The organism is Actinokineospora enzanensis DSM 44649 (assembly GCF_000374445.1).
GTDB lineage: Bacteria > Actinomycetota > Actinomycetes > Mycobacteriales > Pseudonocardiaceae > Actinokineospora > Actinokineospora enzanensis.
This window is the reverse complement of record NZ_KB894403.1, coordinates 1-24871: the sequence shown is the minus strand read 5'-3', so window position 1 is coordinate 24871 and position 24871 is coordinate 1. Positions and strand designations below refer to the sequence as shown.

At 71.4% G+C, this 24871-nt stretch carries 15 protein-coding genes and 1 pseudogene; 3 read left to right on the top strand and 13 right to left on the bottom strand.

Annotated features, from left to right (window positions below; all coding sequences use genetic code 11):
- The coding region (locus C503_RS42835) for an AfsR/SARP family transcriptional regulator (RefSeq protein ID WP_018680147.1) at positions 1 to 2326 on the bottom strand (2326 nt) is incomplete at its 3' end.
- Positions 2327 to 2856: 530 nt separating this feature from the next.
- On the opposite strand from C503_RS42835, the gene C503_RS0100065 reads away from it, so the two are divergent.
- Positions 2857 to 3981 (top strand): ThiF family adenylyltransferase, encoded by a 1125-nt coding sequence (locus tag C503_RS0100065; protein ID WP_018680146.1) that lies wholly within the window; start codon positions 2857 to 2859, stop codon positions 3979 to 3981.
- Between the two features lie 159 nt (positions 3982 to 4140).
- Here the strand turns inward: C503_RS0100065 and C503_RS37080 are convergent, their stop codons facing one another.
- The 9 genes from C503_RS37080 to C503_RS0100025 all read right to left on the bottom strand — a co-directional run bounded on the left by C503_RS37080 (position 4141) and on the right by C503_RS0100025 (position 19512).
- The gene (locus tag C503_RS37080) at positions 4141 to 6264 is read right to left on the bottom strand and encodes a tetratricopeptide repeat protein (protein ID WP_169514468.1); all 2124 of its coding nucleotides are present in this window, start codon (positions 6262 to 6264) and stop codon (positions 4141 to 4143) included.
- 91 nt (positions 6265 to 6355) lie between these two features.
- Entirely contained in the window at positions 6356 to 6685 is a 330-nt protein-coding gene (locus C503_RS48795) for a pentapeptide repeat-containing protein (protein WP_156892872.1), read from the bottom strand.
- 781 nt (positions 6686 to 7466) lie between these two features.
- Entirely contained in the window at positions 7467 to 9533 is a 2067-nt protein-coding gene (locus tag C503_RS0100055; protein ID WP_018680144.1) for a transglutaminase TgpA family protein, read from the bottom strand.
- Positions 9533 to 10672 carry a DUF58 domain-containing protein gene (locus C503_RS0100050; RefSeq protein WP_018680143.1) on the bottom strand — a complete coding sequence of 380 codons (1140 nt, stop codon included), beginning with the start codon at positions 10670 to 10672 and terminating at the stop codon, positions 9533 to 9535. The genes C503_RS0100055 and C503_RS0100050 overlap by 1 nt, the downstream gene beginning before the upstream one ends.
- Positions 10669 to 11661: an AAA family ATPase gene (locus C503_RS0100045; protein ID WP_018680142.1), complete on the bottom strand. Its 993-nt coding sequence runs from the start codon at positions 11659 to 11661 to the stop codon at positions 10669 to 10671. The genes C503_RS0100050 and C503_RS0100045 overlap by 4 nt, the downstream gene beginning before the upstream one ends.
- Before the next feature lie 82 nt (positions 11662 to 11743).
- Positions 11744 to 13987 (bottom strand): serine/threonine-protein kinase, encoded by a 2244-nt coding sequence (locus tag C503_RS42830; protein WP_051114705.1) that lies wholly within the window; start codon positions 13985 to 13987, stop codon positions 11744 to 11746.
- 107 nt (positions 13988 to 14094) lie between these two features.
- Positions 14095 to 18462 (bottom strand): FtsK/SpoIIIE domain-containing protein, encoded by a 4368-nt coding sequence (locus C503_RS0100035; protein ID WP_018680141.1) that lies wholly within the window; start codon positions 18460 to 18462, stop codon positions 14095 to 14097.
- 2 nt (positions 18463 to 18464) lie between these two features.
- A complete protein-coding gene (locus C503_RS0100030; RefSeq protein WP_018680140.1) occupies positions 18465 to 18722 on the bottom strand; it encodes a WXG100 family type VII secretion target in 258 nt (85 codons plus the stop codon).
- A 109-nt stretch (positions 18723 to 18831) separates the two neighbouring features.
- Positions 18832 to 19512 (bottom strand): FHA domain-containing protein, encoded by a 681-nt coding sequence (locus C503_RS0100025; RefSeq protein ID WP_018680139.1) that lies wholly within the window; start codon positions 19510 to 19512, stop codon positions 18832 to 18834.
- 77 nt (positions 19513 to 19589) lie between these two features.
- Here C503_RS0100025 and C503_RS0100020 point away from each other — a divergent pair, with 77 nt between their 5' ends.
- The gene (locus C503_RS0100020; RefSeq protein WP_156892871.1) at positions 19590 to 22304 is read left to right on the top strand and encodes a Stk1 family PASTA domain-containing Ser/Thr kinase; all 2715 of its coding nucleotides are present in this window, start codon (positions 19590 to 19592) and stop codon (positions 22302 to 22304) included.
- Positions 22305 to 22349: 45 nt separating this feature from the next.
- Here the strand turns inward: C503_RS0100020 and C503_RS0100015 are convergent, their stop codons facing one another.
- Genes C503_RS0100015 through C503_RS45530 form a run of 3 tightly spaced genes read right to left on the bottom strand, consistent with a single transcriptional unit; the run spans position 22350 to position 24114 of the window.
- Positions 22350 to 23129: a hypothetical protein gene (locus C503_RS0100015; protein WP_018680137.1), complete on the bottom strand. Its 780-nt coding sequence runs from the start codon at positions 23127 to 23129 to the stop codon at positions 22350 to 22352.
- Complete coding sequence (locus tag C503_RS0100010) at positions 23126 to 23854, bottom strand: hypothetical protein (protein ID WP_156892870.1); 729 nt, start codon at positions 23852 to 23854, stop codon at positions 23126 to 23128. Before C503_RS0100010 ends, C503_RS0100015 begins: the two co-directional genes overlap by 4 nt.
- Positions 23855 to 23895: 41 nt before the next feature.
- Positions 23896 to 24114 carry a hypothetical protein gene (locus C503_RS45530; protein WP_156892869.1) on the bottom strand — a complete coding sequence of 73 codons (219 nt, stop codon included), beginning with the start codon at positions 24112 to 24114 and terminating at the stop codon, positions 23896 to 23898.
- A gap of 319 nt (positions 24115 to 24433) precedes the next feature.
- Between C503_RS45530 and C503_RS42825 the strand changes: the two are divergent.
- Positions 24434 to 24871 (top strand): annotated as a pseudogene (locus C503_RS42825) (transposase family protein); the annotation flags it as partial.

Here is a 24871-nt window from a genome sequence, read left to right as displayed (position 1 = left end):
CCTCCGCCGCCACCAAATCACCCCGCAACCGATACACCCGGCCGAGATCGGTAAGGGCATAGCCCTGCCCCAACAGGTCGCCGCTGTCGGTAAACAGGCGCAGCGCGCGGGTCTGCGCGTCCTCCGCCGCCACCAGATCACCCCGTGCCCGATACCCGTAGCCGAGGTCGTTGAGGGCGTTGGCTTGGGCGGGGAGGTTGGTGGTTCGGGTGGCGGTGTTGAGGGCGATTTGGTGGATGGTGTGGGCGTGGTGCCATTGTCCGGCTGCGCGGAAGTAGGGGTGCAGTGTGGTGGACAGGTGAAGAGTGTGGATGGGGTGTGTGTGCTGGGTGTGGTCGATTGCGGTTGCCAGGACGGGTAGTTCGCGAGCGAGCCAGGCGGTGGCGTCGTCGGTGCCGGTGATCGGTCGTGGATGTGGGGGTTTTGCGGGGGTGATGAGGTTGGTGGGAGTGCGATAGGTCGGGAGGTGACTGGTGGCGGTGTGGGTGGTGTGCAGGTAGTAGTCCAGGACCCTGGTGGTGGCTTGGTTGCGGTGGTCGGGGTCGAGGTTGGCGGCGCAGGTGTGGGCGTAGACGCGGAGCAGGTCGTGGAGGCGGTAGCGGTCGGGGGTGGTTTCCTGGACGAGGTTGCGGGTGTGGAGGGCACGTAGCAGGTGGCGGGCGCGGTCGGGAGTGGTGTCGGTGAGGGCGGCGGTGGCGTAGGTGCCGATGTCGGGGCCGTGGTGCACGCCGAGCAGGACGAACAGGTCGTGTTGGTCGGTGGCCAGGTCGTAGACGGAGGTGTCGAACGCCGCGCGGACGGAGCGTTCGCCTGCCTGTAGTTCGTCGAGACGGTCGTAGGCGTTGGCGAGTTGGTCAGCGAGGTAGCGCACGCTCCATGCGGGGTGGGTACGCAGTTGGGCGGCAGCGACGGTGATGGCGATCGGTAGGTGGCCGCACAGTTCGACCACGCGTGCGACCTGGTCGGCGTTGGTGGTGTCCACAGTGCGGCGGGCGCGGCGGAGCAACATCAGCGCACCGACTTCGGGCGTGACGATGTCGACGGATACTGGGTGGACGTCGTCGAGTTCGGGTAGCCGGTTACGGCTGGTGATGATCACCAGGCTGCCCGGTGTGCCGGGGAGCAGGGGCTCGACCTGGTCATGGGTGGCGGCGTCGTCGAGGATGAGCAGCATCCTGCGGTCGGACATCAGGGTGCGCCACAGCCTCGCCCGCTGATCCACGCTCTTGTGCGTCCCCAGCACCTCGGCGTGCACGCCCAAGGCGGTGAGCAGGGAATGCAATGCGTCGAACGGGTCCTGTGGCTTCTGGCCTGGGGTGTGGCCGTGCAGCGGGAGCAACAGCCGTCCATCGGGGAAGCGGGGTGCGAGTCGGTGGGCGGCGTGGATGCCCAGGGCGGTTTTGCCGATACCGGGCATGCCGTCGATGGCGTGGATGGCGATGGTGGTGGCGCCGGTGTCGGCGGCCTTGTCGACCGCAGCGATGAGCGTGGCGAGTTCCGGTTCGCGGCCGGTGAAGTCGGCGATGTCGCGGGGAAGGGCCAGTGCTTCCGGGGTGGAGAGGTGGGTGGCGGGTCCGGGTGGGTCGGCGATCAGTTCCTGTAGTGCGGCATGTGTGGTGGCGGAGCGGCCCGCGCCGAGTTCGTTCTGGGTGCGGTCCTCAATGCGCGCCGCCCAAGCGCTGATCTCGGCGTGGCGCCCGGCCACGGCCAGGGCTTTGGCGCCCAGTAGCAGCAGGTTTTCGTCTTGGACGATGTCGTCCTCACAGGGTTCGAGCAAGGCGATCAGGTCGTCGCAGTGTCGCGTGTGGAGTAGATGGGTGAACAGCGACTTCACCGCAGCCTGGCGGCGGCGACCGAGTGTGTGGCGGACACCGTCGGCCCACCGGCAGTGCATAGTGGACAGTACCGCGGGGTGTCCGGTGGTCAGTGTTTGTCGCAGTCTGTCCCAGTCGGCGTCGTCGCGGGCCAGGGTGATCTCGTCGAGGAAGCGGTGGTAGTCCACCGCGTCGGGTTTCACCGCCAGGGTCCAGCTGCCCGTCGCCTCGGTCCAGGTCACCCAGCCTCGGTTGCCGCCCGCGGCGACCAGGCAGTCGCGAAGCCAGTCGATGTTGCGTCGCAACGTCCCCGGCTTCGGTACTGGCTTGTCGTCGTCGTACCAGACCCGGTCGAGTAGGACGGTTTCGCCGACCGGCTTGCCCACTTCGACGGCGAGCACGGCGAGCAGGCGGGTCACCGCGGTCTTCGACGGGGTCACGAGGTCGCCGTCGACGGTTCGGATTCCGACCGGCCCGAGCAGCTGGATCTGCGTTCTCCCCGTCGGGTGCATGGCCGACAGTGTGCCGACTTCCCGCTTCAGCCGGAGCGGTTCCCTCTCCTATCACGCTGACGTGGATGACCACTAGCCCGATGCGGTCGTACCCTTGGCTACCCGACGTGAGTGGGTGTTGCGGCGTGGCGCCATCCGGGTGACGACGCGACCACTTCGGAGCAATGGACTCCGACATCACCCGATCAGACGACAAGGTGTCCGCCTCACGTCAGCACCCCCGTCCTACTTGCCGTCCGCCGGGCCGCCCGATGCTCGGTGCAGCTCCTCGACCAGCAGGGGCGGAGACGGAGACCGACGCCATGAGCGCTCACAGCCACCACCCGCCCGACCCCGACAGCGCGGACCAGCCGCACTGTCTGTGGCCCGCGGCCCCGGTCGGCAAGCGCATCGGTGCCGTCTCCTTGAGCCAGGAAGGGGGGTGGTGGCGGTGATCGAGTTCATCGAGTTCGAGCAGCGGATGGCGTTCTGCAACAAGCAGTCGAACTAGACGTCGCCGACAGGGAGACAATCGAGCTGAGGAGGGTGTCATGTATCGCCCGAGAATCAAGGCCAAGCACCGGCCGGTACGGCTCGGTGACGGCTCGGTCCGGATCGGCGGGACGGTGCCGGGGATCGAGCGAAGGATCAAGGACCCGGACGGCTGGGTGTGGGCGCTACTGGGAACCCTCGATGGCACGCGGACGGTGGACCAGGTCGTCACCGAACTGGTCCACCGTTTCCCCGGCAGGCCCGAGGCCGAGGTCATCCGAGACCTGGGGGTGTTGATCCAGGCCGGACACGTCGAGGACGCCGCCGAAGCCGCGCCGCGGGAGTTGTCCAGTCGGGAGCGGGAACGCTACAGCCGCTGCCGGGAACTGTCGGAGTGGATGGCGCGGGTTGGACGCCGATCGAGCTGGGAATCCGAGCTGCTGTTGCGCCAGGCGAGGGTGGTCGTCATCGGTATCGGCGGCACGGGCAGCATTGCCGCGCTGAACCTGGCGCAGTCGGGCGTCGGCGAGTTGCACTGCGTGGAACCGGACGTGGTGGAACTGTCCAACCTCCCCCGGCAGGCCCTGTTCACCGAGCGGGACCTGGGACAGCCGAAAGTGGAGGCCGCGGTGCGGGAGCTGCGGGCGCGCAACTCCGACATCAGGATCACCGGGGAGGCGCTGACGATCACCGGTCCGGCGGCGATGCTCGCGCTGGCAGCCCGGTTCGACGTCGTCGTACTGGCCGCGGATCAGCCCGCAGAGATCCAGACCTGGACCAACCGCGCGTGCCACGCGACGGGCACGGCCTGGGTGCACGCCGGTTACCACGGCCCCCAGATCAACTACGGCCTGTACCGACCGGGCACCGGGCCCTGCTACGAGTGCGTCGCGACAGCGGAAAGGGACCATCACACCGGATCGACGTACCCGGAGCCGATGGTGGCACGGGAGGAGATCCAGGCAGGCAACGCGGTGTCGGCCGGCATGTCCGGGGCTCTGGCGGCACATACCGCGATGGACCTGATCACCAGCGTCCCCGGACTGCCGGTCAACCGCGAGTACGCCTTCAACCTCGTCACCCTGGTCGGAGACGTGGTGTCGGCTCTGGAGACGCCGAGACCGGACTGCCCGACCTGCTGTGTTTATTGGCTCGGCTTCGCCTCGCGGCGGGATCGCCTTTAGCCGGTCTCTTCCAGCCCGATCACGTGCGGCCCCCCGGGCCGCACGTGATCGGGCTGGAAGAGACCGGCGCGATCCCGCGTGGTGGTCAAGCACCGCAGGGGATGCAGATCGGCGAGTGTTTCAGCTGCTGGAAGAGACCAGCGTGATCCCGCGTGGTGGTCAAGCCTCCAAGTCGGTCAGGTAAGCGTGTGTCGCCGCGGCGCGTGGATCCTCCAACGCGGTCAGCACGGCGATGGCCTCACGGAGAGCCTGCGCCGCTGCGGGCAGGTCGCCGAGATGCTCCAGCGACGCGGCCAAGGGCAGGAACGTATCCGCCAGGTCGACACCGCGGTATTCCAGCGTCCGGTAGCGGCTGATCGCTTGCCTGCACAGATCGACCGCGGTGTCGTGCCTGCCGAGACCCTGCAAAGCCAACGCCATGTCGACAAGCGCGCCTGCTTCGCCGATCAGGTCCCCGACCTGCCGACGCAACGCCAAGCCCCGCTCAGCGTGCTCCAACGCCTGCTCGAACTCGCCCGTCTGAACACAGATCCAACTGAGGTTGCACAGGGCCACAGCTTCAGACCCGGTCAGCCCTGACTCGTGAGCCACCGCCGACGACCGCTGGTAACACTCCCGCGCCTCACGCAACCGGCCCTGCTCGCATCGGATCCGGCCGAGCCCGGACAGGGCGGAAACCTGACAGTCGGGATCGTCGAGGTCCTCGGCCAACACCACAATGCGCGAGATGACGGCCTCCGCCTCCGTCAGACGGCCCATCCGACACAGGGTGTCCGCCTGCAAATCCAGCAAGCGGACCTCCACACGCCGGTCTCCCACGACGATCGCGGAGGCCACCCCCAGTTCGGTGGCCGCCAAGTGCAGGGCCGACCACGCGGCTCCTCGGACTGTCAGGAACCGGCACGACACTGCCAGCGTCGTCACCAGCACATCCAGTCCCGCCGCGGCCGCCGTACGGACAGCGGAGACCAGGTTGGCGTGCTCAAGATCCAACCAGGTCAGCGCGGCGGCCCGATCGGTGAACACTACCTCGGGCCCGCCCGGGGCGACCTTGTCCGGGGCGGCCCCGGACAACGCGGGAAACACCGTCCGGTCGGCTTCCCTTGCGGTGCGGTCATACCAGGCCAGTACCCGCAGCGCCGCCGCCTGGCGGTAGTCGGACGTGTCGTCGAGTCCGGCGCGGTAGGTGGCATAGGCGTGCAGGAGGTCGTGCATCCGGTACCGCTTGCGCCCCGCCGGTTCGACCAGGTGCAACTCGGCCAGGACCTCCAGGCATCGGTAGACATCCGCCGGTTCGAGGCCGGTGAGCGCGGCAGCCGCGGCCGCGCCGAACTCCGAACCCGGATGCACACCCAGCCCACGGAACACCCGGGCCTGCTCGGGTGACAAGTGCGCATAGGACCAACCGAACACCGAGCGCACAGCGCCGCCGACCACTCCGTCAGCGCCGAACGCGTTCCCGGGAACGGACGCCTGTTCCTCGTTGATGTCCGCGACGATGTCGGCGAGGGTGTACCGGGGACGGGCGGCGGCACGGGTCGCGGCGACCCGCACCGCCAGCGGCAACCCACCGCAGAGCCGGACCAGGTCGGCGATCGCGGCGGGCTCGGCGTCGGCGCGGGCGGATCCGACGATCCCACGCAGCAACACCTGTGACTCGGTCGCGGTGAACAGGTCGAGGCCGACCCGGTGCGCGGCCACCGAGACGACCAGGTCGGTCAGACTCGCTCGGCTGGTCACCACCGCCATGCACCCGGGTGCGCCCGGCAGCAGCGGCAGCACCTGCTCCGCGTTGCCCGCGTTGTCCAGCACAACCAGGACCCGCCGCCCGGCCAGCATCGACCGGTACAGCCCGACCTGCCCGTCGAGCCCCGCCGGGACCTGCGCCTCCGGCACACCGAGGGCGGGCAGGAACGACGCGAGAACGATCTCCGGCGCCAACGGCGCGCTCGGCCCGTACCCGCGCAGATTGATGAACAACGTCCCGTCCGGGAACCGGTCCTGAACCCGATGAGCCCACTGCACGACTGCCGTGGTCTTTCCACCACCGCCGGAACCGTCCACCACGACGACCACGCCCGGGCCTATCGAGTGCTCGGAACCCGGCACAAGCGCGTCCAGTGCGGCGAGCTGCGCCTCCCGGCCGGTGAAGTCTTGCAGGCCCGCGGGCAACTGCCGTGGTGCAGGCAGCGGTTCGTGCCTCGCCGACGGCAGAACGACCTGCTGGATACTGCCCGCCTGGACCACGACACCGGTCACGCCGCCGAGGATCGCGTTCCCCACGTTCTGACTCTCCGCCACGTCACGTGACTCTCCCGCCATCGCATCGGGCAGCACCACTCGACGCGCCGACATCACTCTGATGGAGCACCCCTCAAGCTGAGTGTGATCCAGGGTCGGCCCCGCGCAGGTCTGCGTAGGGCAGGTTTGTGTTGCGCGAGATCGCCCTCCTGAAGTCCATTTCGGACAGGTTTGCATAGGTGACGTCGGCGAATGCGGGGATCGCCGCCGACAGGTCGCGCTCGTGAAGGTCGGCATCCGGAGTCTTGCCATTGTCGAAGCGGGTGGTAACCTCGCAGCGGGGTAGCTTTCGCCTGCTTCTCGGATGCGGGCGGCCGGTGCACGGTCTCGGCGACCCAGCGAACCTCTTGTCCGGATCGAGTTTCCGGCACAGGCCACCAGTGCCGCGTCTCTCGTAGATCATGGCTCAGCCCGTTCGGCTCGTCGGTCTCCGTTGTCCTTCCGCAGCTCGGCTTCGACACTCGACTTGTTGGTATCGAGGGGATTCCGGTATGTCGCGACCTGGTCGGCTTCTCGCCGTCACCGCATCGCTCCTGCTCACATTGTCGGGGCTCGGCAGCGTCCCGGCCTCAGCGACCCCCAGGCCTGATCCGTTCGACGGAGAGCTGTGTTTCGAGGTGCCGCTGAACTCCGGTTCCGGAGGCACCACCGTCATCTGCATTCCCATCCTGGTCAAGCGGGAAGGGCCCGGGATACCCCCTCGGCCGTGCATCTGCCCATACGCCTTCCGCTTCACCTTCCGCGGCTACCTTCGCCCCGACCTGACGCTGCAGCTGCACCGACAGGTCGTCACCGCACTGGAGGACCTCGGAAAGGCAACCGGCCCGGGTCCCCAGCCGTGGCGGCAGCAGGCGTTGACCGACCTCACCGCCGCCGCCCGCACCCTGGGAGGCACCACACTCACCACACCCATGGTCGGCTACTTCAGCCCTGACCACCGCTTCATCCCGCAACCCGACCCCTGGCGGCAACAACTCGGTGACCACCTGGTCTCCGCGGTGACCACCGCCCAACTCGCCAAACCCGGGCCCCTGCCCTGGCAGCAAGTGGCCATGAACGAACTCGACGCCGCCTACACGCTCTACGCCCGGTACGCCACACCGGCGGCACGGCGGCGCCCAGCGCAGCCGCCAGATGGACGGCGATCCTCTATGGACCATGAGGATCGCCGCGCCATGAATGGGTCATCTCAATGGGCGAGGGTCGAACCAGAGCAGTGCTCGTCGGGGCCACGGCGCGCATCGGGACAGACGGCGACGCAGGGTCCGGCCTGCTTTCCAGACTCCGTCGTGGTGTGCTCCCTCTGGTGAGTAGGTTGCGGCGTCCGCCCATCGGGCGAGGTTGGCGAGGTCGTTCCAGGCTCCCGGTAGTGCTGCCGCCGTTCCTGCCACGATCTCGGATCGGGTCATGGACGCCGCCACCGGTATCCCGACTTCTCGGAGGCGGTCCACGACCTGGTGCCAGGCACCGAGAACGACGAACCCGCGCCGCCTGCACCGTCCACGCCACAGCTTGGCGGCGGGAATCGCGAGTAGCAGCAGGATGATCAGCGCACCGCAACCGAGCAATACCACGGGCCAAGGCGAGGGCCGGGGTGTCGGGTCCGCGGGCGGCGGGCTGACTGGTGCGGGCGCCGGAGCCACCGGCTGCTGGATCTGTTCCTGGGCCGCCTGTTGGGAAGCGTCCTGTTGGGACGGTGGCGGCGGCGGGGACGCGTCCTCCCGTTGGCCGACGGGGTGGGCGCGGGGTGTCGGGTCGAACGGGACCCAGCCCAGGTCATCGAAGTGGACCTCCACCCAGGCGTCCACGTCGGCCTCGGTCACCGTGAACGAGTGCTCACCCTGGTAGCGGGGGCGGAAGCCGAGTACCACTCGCGCGTCGTACCCGAGTGACCTGGCCAGCACGGCGAACCCGCTCGCGAACTGTTCCTCGGTGCCCACGTGCTGCGTGAGCAGGTTGCCGATCTGGAACAGCCCGTGGCCACTCGCGGGTCGCTCCGAGCGGTCGTAGCGGAACTCGGTGTTCGGGCCGGTGAAGGCCGACAGCAACGCCAACAGCCCGGCGGCGCCTCCCGGGGACTGGGCCGTTCTCGACGAAGCGAAGCCTGCCAGCTCGGCGGGCAGGGGTTTCGCAGGCCCCGGACCGGTCGTGGGCGTGCCTGCCCGGATCCGGTCGGCGGTGAGCAGCGGCAGAGTCGAGGTGGCCGTGTATCCGCGGGGCACGGACCGGTCGGTCGGCACGATCACGTCGCCGCTGGCCTCGTCGACTCCCAAGCCACCGATGTCCAGGTGGCCTGCTCGGCCGGGCGTCGGCAGCCAGGCCAGTTCTCCCGGTGTGGTCAGGTTGACGGTCTCGCCGATGGTCCGGGTGCCCGCCGGGGAGATGTCGGTTCCCTTGGGCAGGGTGGTCCCGGCTCGACGGTAGTCGGCCGAGGTGGTCCAGTAGGTGCCGTCGAACCGGTCGAGGGTCGCCATGCGCAGGCGGTCGACGCGTTCGGAGGTCGTGCCGTCGAACCTCAGGCGCAGGTCCCCGGCGCGCCAGGCGGGGAACTGTTGCAGGGGACTGATTCCCGTCCTGGGGAACACGGGTGCGTCCACCAGCGCTCGGGCGTCGGCCGGTCTGGCCGCCGCGGGCACGAGAGGTGCCAGCACGACCGCCGCCGTGGTGGCCACGGCGGCCACGATCGCGGCGCCCAGCAGCATCCCACGGCTGGGTGGCCGGGAGCTGCCGGTGAGCACCACTGCCACAACGGCGACCACCGTGACCGCGCCGAACCACTGGGGAAGACGCGTCCCCGAGGCGCCCACTCCCAGAGCTGCGGTGAACCCCACCACCGAGGGCACGAGAGGCACCAACGGGCCGTGCGCGGTCGCGGCCAGCACGCCCCCGACGAGGGACAGCCAGCCTGCGACCGCGGCGATGGCCGTCAGCCCAGGTCCGGAGGGATCGGCGGGCAGTGCCCCGGTCAGCAACAGCCACGGCCCGTCGAGCACGTCGCCCTCCGGGGCAACGACCAACCATGCCGTCCCGGCGACCAGCAGCGTGCCGACCACCACCGACAGCGCGGCGGGCACCCGGGGCAGCAACGCCGCGCCGACGGCCACGACGGTCCCCACGCCCGCGGTCACCAGTATCGATACGACGAACTGCCGGGGGAAGCCGCCGAACACCGGGGCGAACGCCAACCCGACCAACGCACCGAGGATCCCGCACACCACCACGGCGACCAGGCGGTGACGACTCGACGGCATCACAACGCACCTCCGGCGACTGCCTGGTTCCACGCCGCCGCGGCTTCCTGCGCCGATCGTGCGGTGATGACCACCGAACCCGACCGCCGCCACGGTCCCGACGCGATCTGTCCCAGCGCGACCACGACCACCACGCCGAAGCGCCTGCGCTGGTCGGCCAGTCGGGTGACCGCGAGCGGGTCACCCGCCCCGGTCACCACGACGAGGTTTCCCCCGGGAGAGATCCGGTCCGCCGCCTCCATCAGGGCGGTGTCCCCCAGGTCCACCTGCTCGGCCGCGGCCAGCCGGTCCGGCATCGTGCGCGCTCCCCGCGCGGCGACTTCGGCCTCGTCCTCGCCGAGGATGTGCAACACCACCGGCCGCCGGATCGCCTGGACGGCGTCGAGCACCGAGGCGGCCACCTCCACCGCCTGCTCGAAGCCGTCACCGTCCACAATCGACAGTCGAGTGTCCAGCAGCACGGACGTCCGGGGCTCGGTCGTGTCGATGTGTTCCCGCACCACCAACGTGCCCATTCGCGCGGTCGAGCGCCAGTGGATCTGGCGCGGGTCGTCGCCCGGTCGGTACTCGCGCAGGGTCGAGAACGTCACCGTGCCCGCGCGGGAGTTCTCCATGACCCGGCCTTCGTAGTCCAGGACACGTCCCACCGGCAACGGCCGCATGAGGTGCACGCGCGGGTGCACCCACAGCACCTCATCGCCCGTGCGGCGTTGCGCGCGGCGCAGCAACCCCAACGGATCCTGCCTTTCCACGGTCAGCGGTCCGAGCGAGAGCACGCCCCGGCGTGGAGTGGGCACCGGGTAGTGCGCGACCTTGCGGCCGCCCGCGGCCATCGGCGCGAACCGCACCGGCACCGGCTCACCGTCCACTCTGTCCACCGCGGTGAAGCCGGGGGACGGCCAGCGGCTGCGGTTGCGCACCTCGACCCGGCCGATGGCGGCTTCCCCGACCCGCACGCGGTCGGGTCCGACCTCGCGGGTCAGCTCGATGTCGGGGCGCAGCGCCACGGCCACCACCGCGCACAGCAACGCCACCGCCGCGCCGACCGCCAGGACGATCAGCAGGGGATAGCCGAGGACCGCGCCGAGCAGACCGAGGACCAGGGCCGCGGACAGCGTGCCCGCGCCGGTCCTGGTCACCGGACACCGCCCGGTACGGGCAGGGCCACCCCACCGAGCACCTCGTTGAGGACCGCGCCCGTGGTCATGCCGTGGACTTCCGCCTGCGGGGTCAGCATCATGCGGTGGCGCAGCACGGCAGGCGCCACGGCTTTGACGTCGTCGGGCAGCACGAAGTGGCGGCCCGCGCAGGCCGCCTGGGCCTGGGCCGCGCGGACCAGGGCCAAGCTGCCGCGGGTGCTGACGCCCAGCCGCAGGGCCTGGTGGCCGCGGGTGGCGGCGGCCAGCTGGGCGATGTAGCGGGCGAGCTCGGGGGCGACGAACACCCGGGCGACGACGTCCTGGAGGGCGTCGAGCTGCTGCGCGCCGACGACCGCGTGCACCGGGGGCGGGGCGGACAACGCGCGGCCGGTGAGGATGCGTTCCTCGACCTCCGGGGACGGGTGGCCGAGGGAGATGTGCATCAGGAACCGGTCGAGCTGGGCCTCCGGGAGCCGGTAGGTGCCCTCCAGGTCGATCGGGTTCTGGGTGGCGACCACCAGGAACGGGCGCGGCACCGGGTGGGCCACCCCGTCCACGGTGACCTGGGCCTCCTCCATCACCTCCAGCAGCGCGGACTGCGTCTTGGGCGAGGCGCGGTTGATCTCGTCGGCGATGACGACGTTGGCGAAGACCGGGCCGGGCCGGAACTCGAAGACGTGCCGGTCCTGGTCCCACACCGGCACCCCGGTGATGTCGCTGGGCAGCAGGTCCGGGGTGAACTGCACCCGGTGCACACTGCCGCCGGTGGCCGCGGCGAGCGCCTTGGCCAGCGAGGTCTTCCCGGTGCCCGGCACGTCCTCGATCAGCAGGTGGCCGCGGGCCAGCAGGCAGGACAGGGCCAGCCGGACGGCGCCGGTCTTGCCGCTGAGCACGGTCTCCACGGCCGCGGTGATGGCCTCGGCGGCCAGCTGGACCTGGGCCACCTCGGCGACCGAGGCCTGGACGGGGGTGGTGGGTGCTGAGGTCACGGGAGTCTTCCTCGGGTGGGGGCGGGAATGGGAGATGCGACTGGCAGCGTGCGGACAGGGGGGACGCGGCGGGCAGGATCGGCTAGCGGGTGGCGCACCATGGCGGTGGTGGGGTGGCGGTCGTCGGCTGCGGTCGCTGTGCCGGTGGGGTCACGCCGTAGGCGTAGACGAAGAAGCAGACCCGTTGTCCCGGGCGCAGGCCCGGAAAGCCCGCGGTGGTCGTGCCCGGCGGGAACGTCTGCGTCTGTCTGCCCTCCTCGAACTGCTCGATGACCACGAAGCGGCTCAGCCCCGGCAAGGACTTCTCGTCGACGGTCCACCGCACCTGGGCGGTGCCCTCGTCGTTGACCGTGCCATCGACCGGGATCGCGACGGTCAGCGGTGTACCGCCATCCTCGGGGCCTTGGGTAGGAACAGGGTCGGGTTGGGACGTGGTGCCGTAGTGGACACCCAGGACCGTGCCGACAACGGCGGTGAGGGCCAGCACGGTGATGGTCAGCGGCCACCGCCTGCGCGGTGCGTGGGCACGCGGTGCCGGGGCGGGTTCGACCGGGATCGGCCGCACGGGCAGCCCGGTCTCGCCCCCCGTCGGTCCCCCGATCGGCACGGAGGCACCGGGGACACCGGAGGCGGCAACGGCCGGAACGGGCAAAGGGTCGCGCAGGGGCAGGGCGACCGGCGCCGCGGCGCGAGGCGGGACGGTGGGTGTGCCCGACCCGACCCAGACACCCCAGCGGTGCACCAGCTCGGCGGCAGGCGGGCGGTACTGCGGACGTTTGTCCAGGCACGCCGCGACCAGTGCCCACACCGGATCGGCCAGGCCGGGCGGGCGCGGCGGCTGCTCGACGACGTGCGCCTGCAACAGGGCGGCGGTGGATCCCGTGAACGGCCTGCGACCGGCCAACAGCTCGTAGGCCGTGACGCCCAGCGAGTACACGTCCGAGGCGGCGGTGGGTGGTTCGCCGCGCACGATCTCCGGGGCGACGAAGGCGGGGGTGCAGACCAGTTCGGTGGGCAGGCCGCTGTCGGTCGCGCGGGCGATGCCGAAATCGCTCAGCAGCGCGGTGCGGGCGTGCTCGGGGCCGGTCAGCAGGATGTTCTCCGGCTTGATATCGCGGTGCACGATGCCGTGCGCGTGCACCGCGGCCAGCGCGGCGGACACCTGGCACAGCAGGGCCGCGGCGTCGGCCAGGGATAACGCGCCGCGTTCGGCGACCTGGCGCAGGTTCTCCCCGCGCACCAGGTCCATCACGATGCCCCAACGGCCCTGGTCGTACAGGATCTCGTGTACCCGCACCACATTCGGGTGCAGCAGGCCGCGGATCACCGCGGCCTCGCGGACGAACCGCTGCATCGCCGCCGGGTCGTCGCCCAGTCCGGGGCGCAGCATCTTGACCGCGACCTCGGCGCCGTCGTCGCGACGCCTGCCGGACATCACCACGCCCATCGCGCCCTGGCCGATCTCCTCGTCGAGCAGGTAGCCGCTGCCGAAACGCAGCGCGACACCGGTGTCCAGCCTGCCCCCGGCGGGTCCGGGGGCGACGGTGTCGACCTGGCCGGTGCCCAGTGGCCCGGACAGTCCGGCGGCGACGGTGGCGGTCAGCTCCACCAAGGACGGTCGGGCGGCGGGGTGGGGGCGCAGGCCCGCGCGTAGGGCTTCCACGCCTGCCACGGGGATTCCGGGACGCGGGAACGCCGGTGGTTCGGTGTCGGTGAGCCGGGCGGCTCGACCGGCCGGGGTGTCCGGGTGCGGCGGGCGGCCGGTGAGCATGGCCCACAGCCGGGACGCGCACGCGTAGACGCGCGCCGGGCCGTCCCACGGTCCGCCCGAGAGCACCTCCGGTGGGCTGTGCACCTCGTCCACGCCCTCGGCGGCCAGCAGTTCCACCAGCCCCGGCGGCAGCGGCGTGCCGAGCACCAGGCCGGTCCGACCGTCCACTGTGTACTCGTAGAGCGCGGGCACCGGCCCTGCCACCCCGGCCCGCTCCAGCGCGGCGAGACCGGCGCCGAACGCGCGGGCGGCCGCGGCCGCGGCGGCGGGCACCAGCGGACCGCCCACCGGCACTCCGCGTCGGGGCAGTACGAGCCGGGGCCTGCCCCGGTCGTCGGCGTCGTGGTCGATCAACGGGGCGACCACGTGCTCGTCGATGCCCGCGAGCCGGGCTTCCAGGTCCGCGGCCTCGTCCCGCAGCCTGCGCCGGGTGGCGTTGTCCAGTGGCGCGGTGACGATGAGGATGGTGACCGGTCGCCCGGTGCCGGTCCAACCCTCGGCCTCGGCGACCGGTGTGCGATCGCCGTCGAACGGGCCGACGCGCAGGTCGTCCATCCAGCTCCCCCCGGACGGCGCGGCTGCCGCGGTCCGCCCTGCCTCCGTCTCCCGGGCCCCCCGACCTCGGGCGCCGAGGGTACCCGATCCGCTGCGCTCGGTGATGATCACCGCACCCGTCCGGCGGTGGCGACGGGGAGCGGGACCTGGGCGGGCATCGGGTTCCCGTCCCGGACCAGCAGCGCCCGGCCGGGCGGCCAGCCGCCCGCGGTGGTGCGGGGCAGGCGCAGGTCGAACACCTCACCGTCAGCGCAGGACCCGGGGTTGAGCAGGACCCCGGTGCGGGTGCGGCGCAGGGTGGCCAGCCAGCCCCGGTAGCGGTGGTTGGCCAGCAGGTCCTCGGTGGCGACGGCGGCGAGCAGCAGCGGTCCCCCGTCCTGGGCCGAGCGGGCCAGGGACTCCAGCCGCTCGGTCAGCTCGAAGTCCGATATCCGCTCGGCGTCGTCCACCGCGATGGCGAACCGCTGCCCCGTCAGCGCGGCCAGTGTCTCCACCACATCGGCCTCGTCGGTCAGTACGTCCAGCACGCCGGGAGCGCCCGCCAGTTCCCGAAGCGGGGAGGGCCGCGGTGTCACGACCAGGACCGGCAGGGTGGCGTCGGCGCGACCCGCGAGCGAGTCGACGACCGCGAGCAGGGCGGTGGACTTCCCGGAGCGGGCCGGGCCCGCCACCACGAACCCGCCCCCCACCGCGTCGAGGTCCACGTCCAGCGGCCCCAGGTGATCTCCCCCGGCGGCGGGTGTGCACACGGCCGGTCCCGCGGGTCGGTCCGTCACGCGCAGCGCGGCCAGTCGGGCGGCGGTCAGCTCCGTCGGCAACGGGTCGATCCGGCGCGGGCGCGCGCAGGCGGGCACGGCCGCCCAGTCCGCGGTCAGGGTCCGGGCGAGGGCACGGACCGCCGCCGCCTGCGCGGTGCCCGCCGGGTCCGGGGCGAGCAGACCGACCTGGACCTGCTCGCCGGTCGCGACCCAGGTGCCCCGACCGTCGGGCGACCGCGACGGCAGACCGCGTGGGTCGACCCCGAACACCGCCGCCTCGTCGGGTTCGGCCAGGCGCAGCACGAGTCGGGCACCGACCGACGACCCGATCCGGTGCCCGAACCCGGCCCGGTCGGTGCTGAGCACGGCCGTCACGCCGACGGCCGGACCCGCGCCGAGCAGGTGCTCCAGGCGGTCGAGCAACCTGCCGCCGTCCCGGTCGGCGAAGGTCGCGGTGAACGCCTCCAGGCGGTCCAGCAGCAACACCAGGTACGGCAGGCGATCCGGCGGCCGGGCGGCGGCCCGCTGCTCGGCGAGCCCGGCGTGTCCCTCGGCGGCGAACCGGCGCTGACGCCTGCCGACCTCCTCGTGCAGGAAGTCCACCAGCCGCTCGGCCCGTTGCACGTCGTTGCCGGACACCACCGCCCCGCAGTGCGGCAGCGCGGCGAGCACGTCCAGCGCCCCCGTTCCGCAGTCGAGCCCGTAGAGGTGCAGGTCCGCGGGAGACGCACCGTCGGCGAGTGTGGCGGCGTAGGTGCGCAGCGCGGTGGAGCGGCCTGCCCGCAGGGCCCCGGCCACCGCGAGCGGGCCGGTGCGGTCGAGGTCGATGACGAACGGCTCCTGGGTCTGCGCGTCGGGTCGGTCGATGACCCCGATCGGCGCGGCCAGCACACCTTCGGCCGCGGCCGAGGGCACGACAAGGGCCTCGGGCAGCGGCGGCAGCCAGGGCGCGCCCGGGGTCGGACCGTCCAGGCGCCGGGCCGCCGCGCGGATCGCGGCCACGAGATCGGTCAGGTCGGTGTGCCCGCCCGCGTCCACCGCACCGGCGGCGACCGGGGGCCTGCCGAGCAGCTCAAGTCTGCGCGGGATCACGGTGACCGACGGGCCGTCGGCGGCGGCACGCGGCCAGCCGACCCGGGCGGCCTGGAAACCGGTCAGCTCGCTGTGCCCGGTACGCAGGTAGGCGCGGCCGGGCAGCCGGGCCGGGATGCGCGCGGCGTCGGCGGCGTCGACCACGTCCAACGACTCGGCGGTCGAGGTGACCCGCAGACCGATCCGCAGGTTCACGTTCGCCCGCAGGTCCGCGGTGACCACCCCACCGGGCCGCTGGGTGGCCAGCACGACGTGCACGCCGAGGCTGCGCCCGCGCATGCCGATGCCGACCACGCCGGTCACGAACTCGGGCACCTCCTCCACCAGCGAGGCGAACTCGTCGACCACGATCACCAGGCGCGGCAACCGGTCCCGGCTCCGCGCCCAGTAGTCCTCGATGTCCTTGGCGCCCACACCTGCCAGCAGCCGCTCGCGACGGCGCAACTCGGCCGACAGCGACGCCAGCGCCCGGGTGACCAGGTGCCCGTCGAGATCGGTCACCAGTCCGACGCAGTGCGGCAGCTCGGCGCAGGCAGCGAACGCGCTGCCGCCCTTGTAGTCCACGAGCACGAAGGTCAGCGCGTCCGGGGTGTTGACCGCGGCCAGCGAGGCCACCAGGGTCTGCAGCAGCTCGGACTTGCCCGCGCCGGAGGTGCCCGCGATCAGGGCGTGCGGCCCGTCCCGACGCAGGTCCACGGCGACCGGCCCGTCCGCGCCCACCCCGAGCAGGGCCGTGGTGGACCGGCCGTCGGGGGAATCGCGCCAGCGGGCCAGCACCTTGTCGGCGTCGGCGGCGGTGTCCCCGGTGGGGAGAAGGTCGGCCAGCGCGGCGAACCGCACCCGGTCGGGCAGGTTCGTGCCCGCGGACCGGTCGCCGAGCGGGCGCACCGGCGCCAACGTGCGGCCGAGAGCGTCCGCCGCGCCCGGGACCAGGCCGTCCACCAGCACATCCGGTGTCTCGGCGAGGCCGGGGCGGCGCAGCAGGGCGCGGCTGGGTGCGGCCGGGTCGAGGACCATCGTGGCGCGGCACTCGTCCGGCAGGGCGGTGGCATCGGTGTCCAGGCACAGCGCGTACACGCCCGCCGCGGGTCCCTCGGCCAGCAACTCGGCCAGGCCCGGGACCTCGCGCAGTCGGCGGGCACCGTCCAGGACGAGCAGTACCGCGCGTCCCCCGACCGGTCCGGCCGACAGCGCGGTCCGGCGGGCGGCGGCACGTTCCTCGATCATGACCCGCAGCTCCGCCACCCGAGCCGCCGCCTGTTCGGCGTCGACGGCCACCGCTCGGCGACAACCCGCGCCGGTCTCGGGCCGCGAGTGGGGCAACCACGACGCCCACTCCCAGTCCTCGGCGGTGTCCCGGCCGGTCACCAACACCAGTCCGAGCTCCGCCGGGCCGTGCAGGACAGCGGATTGCGCCACCATGGCGCGCACGGCGGCCAAGGCGGTCTCGCGCGCACCCGCGACGCCGAACACGCCGACGTCCGCGAGATCGACCGCCACCGGAACGGCCCGCGCGACCGGCAGCGGCGGCTTGGTGTCACCGGCGACGCGGAGCGACACGCGGACCGGTCGGTCCACTATGCCCACGCGCAGCCGGAGGAAATCCGTGTCGGTACGCCGCCGCGGCCACAACCCGGCGGCCGGACGGTCACGGTCGACACCCGCGAGTCCGAGCAGCGTGCCGAGGTCGGGCATCTCCTCACGAGCGCGGATCTCGTCGTTCTTCCTGGCTGCCTCCAGATCCCGGTCGAACTTCTCCGTCGCGGCGATGTGGGCCCGCTGGGCGGCACGGTGTTCACCGCGCCCGGATTGCCTGTCGGACACCAGGTTCACGGCGGCCATCAACGGTGAGAGCAACATCATCACCAGCATGGTGGGTCCGGTCTGCGGCGCGATCAGATACAGCCCGCCGAAGAAGACCAGCGGCAACAAGGTCGTCACCCACGGGAACCGGAAAGCCTTGAGCGGCTTGGGTTGCTCGGGCACGAGCAGCTCGACCGGCGCCCATGGGGACCGGATACGCGGGGGGCGGTTGAACAGCCGATCACCGCCGCTGTCGGTCAGGTCCGCGTCGGTGGCGGTGGCCTGCCGGACGAGCAGCAGCGACTCGCCGATCCCCACGATCTCCCCCGGCCCCACCACCGTCTCACCATCGACGCGCCACCCGCGCACCCTGATCCCGTTGCGGGAGTTCACATCGGTCACCGAGAGCCCGTCACTCCCCCAGGTCACCTGGGCATGCACCCGGCTCACCTCGGGGTCGGCGAGGGTCAACCCCGACTCGGGCGCGCGTCCCACGATCACCGGCACACCGTCCGGCAGCGGGACCGCGGTGGTGGCGTGCGGGCCGCCGATCACCGCCAGCTCGAACCTCGACCGGGCGGTGACGGGGGCGGCCGTGCCGGTGCCGAGCATGTGCAGGACGCCGCCACGCACCAGCCCCGCCCGAGCCACCGGCAGCCGGTCGGCAAGCGCCCGCCCCGGGTGCGGGCCGACCGGCCGGTCGGGCAGGTCGAGAGCGGCGGCCAGCGCCGCGCGCAGGTCCGCGACCGTGGCGTCCTCCCCCACCGTCACCAGGACGGGCACCCTGAGCCCACCCGCCGCCACCACCAGATCGAGGTCCACGCTCAGTTCCCCGCGTGGTCGAGCGCCACCTTGCGGTGATCCACCTCGGTGGCGGCGTCCCGCAGCGCGTGCGCCAGCTTGTCCAGCACGATCCGGAACTGCGACTCCCACGCGTGCCGGAACCGGTCGGCCGCCCCGCCCACCCAGGTGGTGGACCCGATCAACGACCCGAGAGTCTTCTTGAGGTCGTCCACCTCCCCACTGCACACACCGAGCTTGCGCGACAGCGTCTCCAACTCCGCGAGGTCTGCCTGGATCATCACCACTCCTGCGATTCGGCTCCGTCCGGGCCTCCCCCGGACCACGCCAACGCTAGGAACCCGCGCGGCGCACCGGAATCGGAAGCCCTCCCCAGCCAGGCGCGTCCGCTCATCGGGGCAGGATCCGCAGATCCGCCTTGGTGATCACCCCGGCCGACAACACGTGCTCGGCCAACGCCGACAACGCGTTCCAGCCCTGCATCCCCGGCACCCCGGCATTCCCCAACCGAGTGCGCAGATACTCCACCCGCTTCACCAACGTCGTGCGCGGCCACCCCAACCGAGCGGCAGCGGCGGCATAGGACTTGGGGTTCGGGTCGTAACGCTCCCCCTCCTCCAGGTACCCCGAGAAGAGGGCGACCAACGCGGCACGATCCTCGGCCCGCAGCACGACCTCCGCCCCGATCGACGTCGGTTCCTCCGCGGACTCCCGCACCGCGCCACCATCCGACCGCGGCGCCTCCAACACCAGCTCGTACGTGCGCTTGGCCCCCTCGACCAGCACCCGCAGCCGACCTTCCACCGCGACCCGCCGCCCCGGCACCACCACCGACCGGAACCCGATCTCGTCCACCACGGCCAGCTGCCGCGTGGCGGAGGAGTTGGTCAGCCACCACGCACCACCCTCCCAGGCGAGCGTCCCCGCGACCCGCGACACCGAGGTGTCGGAGCCGTCGAACGGCAGGTCACACGAGCCCGACCGGCCGAAGGTGAACGACGTCCCCTCCGCCACATCCCGCTCGACGCCGTCCGCGACCAACCGCAGCCCCAACATGAACCCCTTTCGCACCAGCGGATTGGGGAGGCGTCCCCACGCCACGCGCCCGCACCCGACCGTAGGCTATACGCCGGACCATCGTCGGACGGATGACCGGGGAGTGTGCTGTGCGCGCCGAGGACGACACGACCGGACCAGCCGGGAAGCGGTTATGGCCACGCGGCCGCACCGGGCACCTGGCCATGGCGCTGGTGCTGGTGGCCGGGGTGCTCGCCGCGACCGTCGGCGTCGGATACTCGGTGTCGCGCCCCGACCTGTCCGACGGCGCCGCCTACCTGGCGCGCGGGCACACGGTCTCGCACGTCAACAGCCAGACCGGCCGCACCGACGCGGAGGTGGCCCGCTCGCTGGCGTCCGGGGCGCAGCGGTTGGAAACCGTGGACATGCCCGATGGCCGGGTGGCGGTGGTCAACCACGACACCGGCGAGGTCTCGTTCATCGACACCACCACGATGGGCGCGAGCACCCCGGTCAAGCACCCCGAGTCCGGCAACGACCTCGACGCGGTGCCCACGACGACGGTCACCTACCTGGTGGACCGCAAGCGCGGCACGGTGGAGGTCATCGGCCCGGACGGCAAGCCCGCCGAGTCCCCGATGGCGGTGCCGGAGCAGATCGTCGACTCGGTACCGGTCGGCGACTCGCTCTGGCTGGTCACCGGCAAGGGCGAGGTCGTGCAGGTGCTCGGGAAGGAACGCGTCCGCACCATCCCGATGGGCAAGGGCATCCGCATCACCTCGGCGGACAACCATCCCGTGGTCGTCGACGACGACGGCACCGCCTACACCGTGGACGGCGCCGGTCCGACGGCGATCGGCAGGCTGGACCTGCCGCGCGGCGCGGACGGCCTGCTCGGATCCTGGCGCGGCCCCGGCCGCTACGTGGTGGGCGTCGACGGACCACAGCACAAGGTGGTCGCGGTCGACCCGCGCACGCACCGCGGCTTCGCGGTGACGATCCCGGTCGAGGCCGGGTACCAGCCGAAGTTCGAGGCCCCGGTGGTCGTCGGCGACCGGGTCTACGTCCCGGACATCACCGGCCCGACACTGTGGGAGGCCGACCTCGTCACCGGCAAGACCCGCTCGATGGCGGTGCCGGGCAACAAGGGCGGCTTCACCCTGACCGTCCACGACGGCATGGTCTGGGCGAACAACCAGTACGACCAACGTGCCCTCGTCGTCGACGCCCAGGGCGGCGACCGCCCGGTCGACAAGGGTGTCGACGCCGACGCGCCGGACTCGTCCGACCGGCACAAAGACCAAGACCCGCCGACCGCCACCGCCACACCCACATCTTCGGTCCCGGCCCGGCCCTCGTCGGCACCGGCCACCACCGCGCCGACCCGGACGCCGACCCAGGACATCAAGAAGGTGACCGTCCCGTCGTTCCCGCACGGCACCACACGGGACCAGGCGTGCGCCGAGCTGGAGCGGCTGAACCTGATCTGCAACCCGGTCTCCTCGGGCGACAAGCCGGGCTATGGCGCGGACGAGGTGTTCGGCAGCACCCCGAAGCCCGGCGCCCAGGCCCCCGAGCACTCCCAGGTGTCGATCCAGTACGTCGGGCCGGTCAAGGTCCCGAACCTGGTGGGCCTGAACAAGGACTCGGCCTGCCTGCAGCTGAGCGAGGCAGGCTGGCAGTGCCAGGCAGTAGCGGACCCGGATGTGGTCGACGCTCCGGCGAAGCTGCTGGCGGTCACCACCCAGGCCCCGGCGGCGGGCACCGAGGTGACCAAGGGCAGCGAGATCACCCTGCACTACCCGGACACCATCGCCATGCCGAACTACCTGGGCTCCGGCGGTGGGGAGGCCTGCCAGGAGCTGCAGAACAGCTATCACCTTGGGTGCACGACCACGGCGGGTACGTCGAGCGCGGGCAAATGCGACTTCGTGGGCCAGACCTTCGACCAGAAACCCGCCGCGGGAACGGTCGTCAAGGTGGACTCGACCGCGGTCGCCCTGTCCATCTGCGACGGCACGGTGACCGCCCAGAACTGGTTGGCGGCAGGCGGTACGGCCCAGCAGGTGTGCGACCGGGTGACGGCAGCGCACCTGCAATGCACGCCCCAGCCGGGCAACCCGGCGAACAACGGTGAGACACCGGGCGCGGCCTATGCCCAGACCCCGGCCCCGGGCACGGCGATGCAGGCGACCACGGTGGTGGTGATCACCTACTGGACGGCGCAGACGATGTTCTCCGTGCCCAACGTGGTCGGCGGCGGCTCCGCGGGCCAGGCGTGCAATACGATCGCGGCGGCGGGTGGGAACATGCTCTGCGACACCACGAAGGTCGTGTCCGCCGAGGACGAGAACAAGGTGGTGTCCCAGTCTCCTGGCCCGGGAAGCTATCCCGCGGGCACCCACTTCACCGTCGGCTACTCCGGCTGGACCCCGTTCATGTTCTGGATCTGGCGCTCGGACTCCGCCACACCATGGACCCTGGGGCAGACTAACAATCCGCCGGGCGAGCATTTCCCGGTAGGCAAGGCGTACATCGGCGGCACGTGGGACATCCCCGGGCATCTCCCCATCTACAAGTTCGCGTGCCACAGCGGCCCCGGCGACTGCGACGGCTACCAGGAGAACTGGTACTACTCGCGGGGGACCGGGAAAGCCCACTACGCACAGGAGGGCAGCTCGGTGATGGAGCTTCTCCCCTGCACCGACGGCCGATCGCATGAGATCCATCGAGTATGGAAGGACGAGAACGACAACACCCCCAAGGCTCGTCGGGTCTACGGCATCAGCGACAGCCCGGGTACAGGCGGCTGGCAAGGTAGCGAACCGCTCGGCTGTACCTGGTAGGACATAGGAGAAGGGGGAGGCCATCGGCCTCCCCCTTCCTCGTTGTCACCGAGCGACGAGAGCGCAGAGGTCCCGGAACACCGCGGCGGCAGTCGTCCGACGAAGTCCGACCACCTGCTCGGCCCCCACCTCCTCGCGGAAGAAGGACGGCACATCCCGCACCACTCGGAACACTCGTTCACCGGTGTCGAGGGCATCCACTACCCCACCCAACGCCCACCGCCGCCCCGCCTTCTGCTTCAACTCCCCGGCAGCCATCACGACGAAGTCATCGGATCCGGCGCGACGAGGACCCAAACCGGTCTCACGGACCAGCCATCCGGGCAACGTCGACGCAGGCAACCACAACTGCTCGTCGATAGAGGGGAACCGCGCCCGGACATCACTGCCCCGCCGGGCGATGGCACCCGACCGACCGTCCACTGTGAACGAAACCTCCCATTCCAGCGGTGGGTCCGGCCGCTTGGCGGGCACGGCCAGCGGCCTGCGGCCGTCCATGGCTCGCCTGCCCGCCGCGAGCCGGGCCGCGTACTCCTCGACCGGGCACACCCACGTCGTGCACCCTTCCGCGTGGAACAGCGACTCCACCACCACGCCCCGCCCGATCCCGTCGCTCGCGGTGTGCAGCAGACGGATCCTGTTGTCGGGCAACGAAGTGACATCGACCGCATGGACATCCAGAAAAGCGTCGGCCAATGCCGCCGAGACCCCCGCCACCAAGGCGGGCGTCTCGGCGGGCGAGATCGGTCCGGGAAGAGCGACGTCGGCGAGCAGGAGTCCGCCGCCGAACCGGAAGTCGATGCCCTCAACCGGTGTCCCGCTCATCTGATCCTCAGGTGAATCGCCCGGTTGATGCCGTTCCTAAAGTTGTCCACCGCTTTCTCCACCGGGTGAGCCACCACATCCACGACCGGCGCGGCAACGTCCGCGATCTTATCGCTGATATGCAGCTTGGAATCCGCGACCGTCCACAGCGCTGCCGCGGCGGCCCCGGCCACCGCACCATATGGCCCGCCGACCTCGGCTCCCAGCATCGCGCCCGTACGCGCGTTCGCCACCGCGGCCGCCAGGGTGCTCGCGGACTCGGCGACGGCGGCGCCGGTGACGTACTCGGTGACGGGACGGGTGATCTTCTGTCCGGTGGACAAGGTCGGGTCCGCCAGGCTGTCCCGCAAGCCGAGAGCGAAACCTGCGACGTCACCGGCCTGCTCAAGGATCGGCCCCGCATCCCTCACCAGTGCCGGGGCGTTGGTTTCGCCCACGGTCTTGTCGAGCATGTCCCCGAAGGAGGAGAACATGCCCGTGGCGAGGCTTGCACCGATAGCGGCGTCATCTCCTTCCGCCATCTTGCTCGCCTTGATCCGGCGACGCATCTCCTCCGGCAGGGCCTCGATCGACCGTGCTGCCCGCGTCAGGTCGGCCTGCGCCTGCCCCAAGGCCGACTCCACCTGTCCACGCAGGTCACTGGGCACGCCTGCGGGTACAACCACCTCACGCACAACCGACGCCGCCCCGGCCAACTCCGCGTGAAAGGCGACAAGCTGCGACAACGCGCCAACCATGCTGGAGGGATCAACACATACCGACCCCATCACTCCCCCTCCCGCCGAGCCGCCGCGACCCGCCAGGCCCGTTGGTCACCAGCCAACTGATCCGCCGCCGCCTCCAACCTGGCCGCACACACCCGCAACCGACTCGCCGCGTCCCGACCCGCCGTGGCCGCCACTCGCACGGCCTGGTTCGCCGCAGTAGCGGCCGGGGACTCCCAACGGCCCAGCGGCGGGGCCTGCCGACCCAGCTTTCCGGCCAACGCTCTGAGGCGGGTCGCGAGGGCGGAGACCTCTGCCGGATCTCCTGGTGGGCATGGGCCAAGGGGTGGATGCACGATTCCTCCTGGGTCAGGGGTCATCGTCCACGCTAGGAGGGCCAACCCTCCACCGATATGGGAAACCCTGCCGACCTGGCAGACGGTCGGGTGCACGAGTCCGTGGCGATCAACGACTCGGTGGGGCGCCATAGACCTCGGCCAGGTGCGCGGAGCTCACGTGATCAACCCTCTGGCGGCCAACGAGATCACCACCTCGTGCATGCCACCCAGACGCCTCTGCCAGTTCGCGACGATCCTGGGCTCGAAGCCACTGCGGGCGGCGTTGCGAACGGCGAGACGCCGGGGCATGGCCTACGTGGTCATCGACGGGACCCTGATCCCGATCGACCGCATCCGCCGCCGATCGGCCGTTCCACTCCGGCAAACACACGATGCACGGGGTGAACCTGCACGTCGTCGCCTCACCGGACGGGGCGATCCTGTGCGTGTCCGGCGACCTGCCCGGCAGCACGCACGACACCGCCGCCGCCCGGATCCGCAACATCCTCGCCGCCCTGCGCGACACCGGGCTGATCACGTCGGGAGACAAGGGCTACCACGGCCACGACAAGACCAGCGGACACATGATCACCCCATACAAGGGCCGCAACAAACCCGAGTCACAGAAGGACGCCAACCGCGCCCACGCCCAACTCAAGACCTGGCGCATCCTCCGCACAGTCCGAGTCAGCCCACGCCG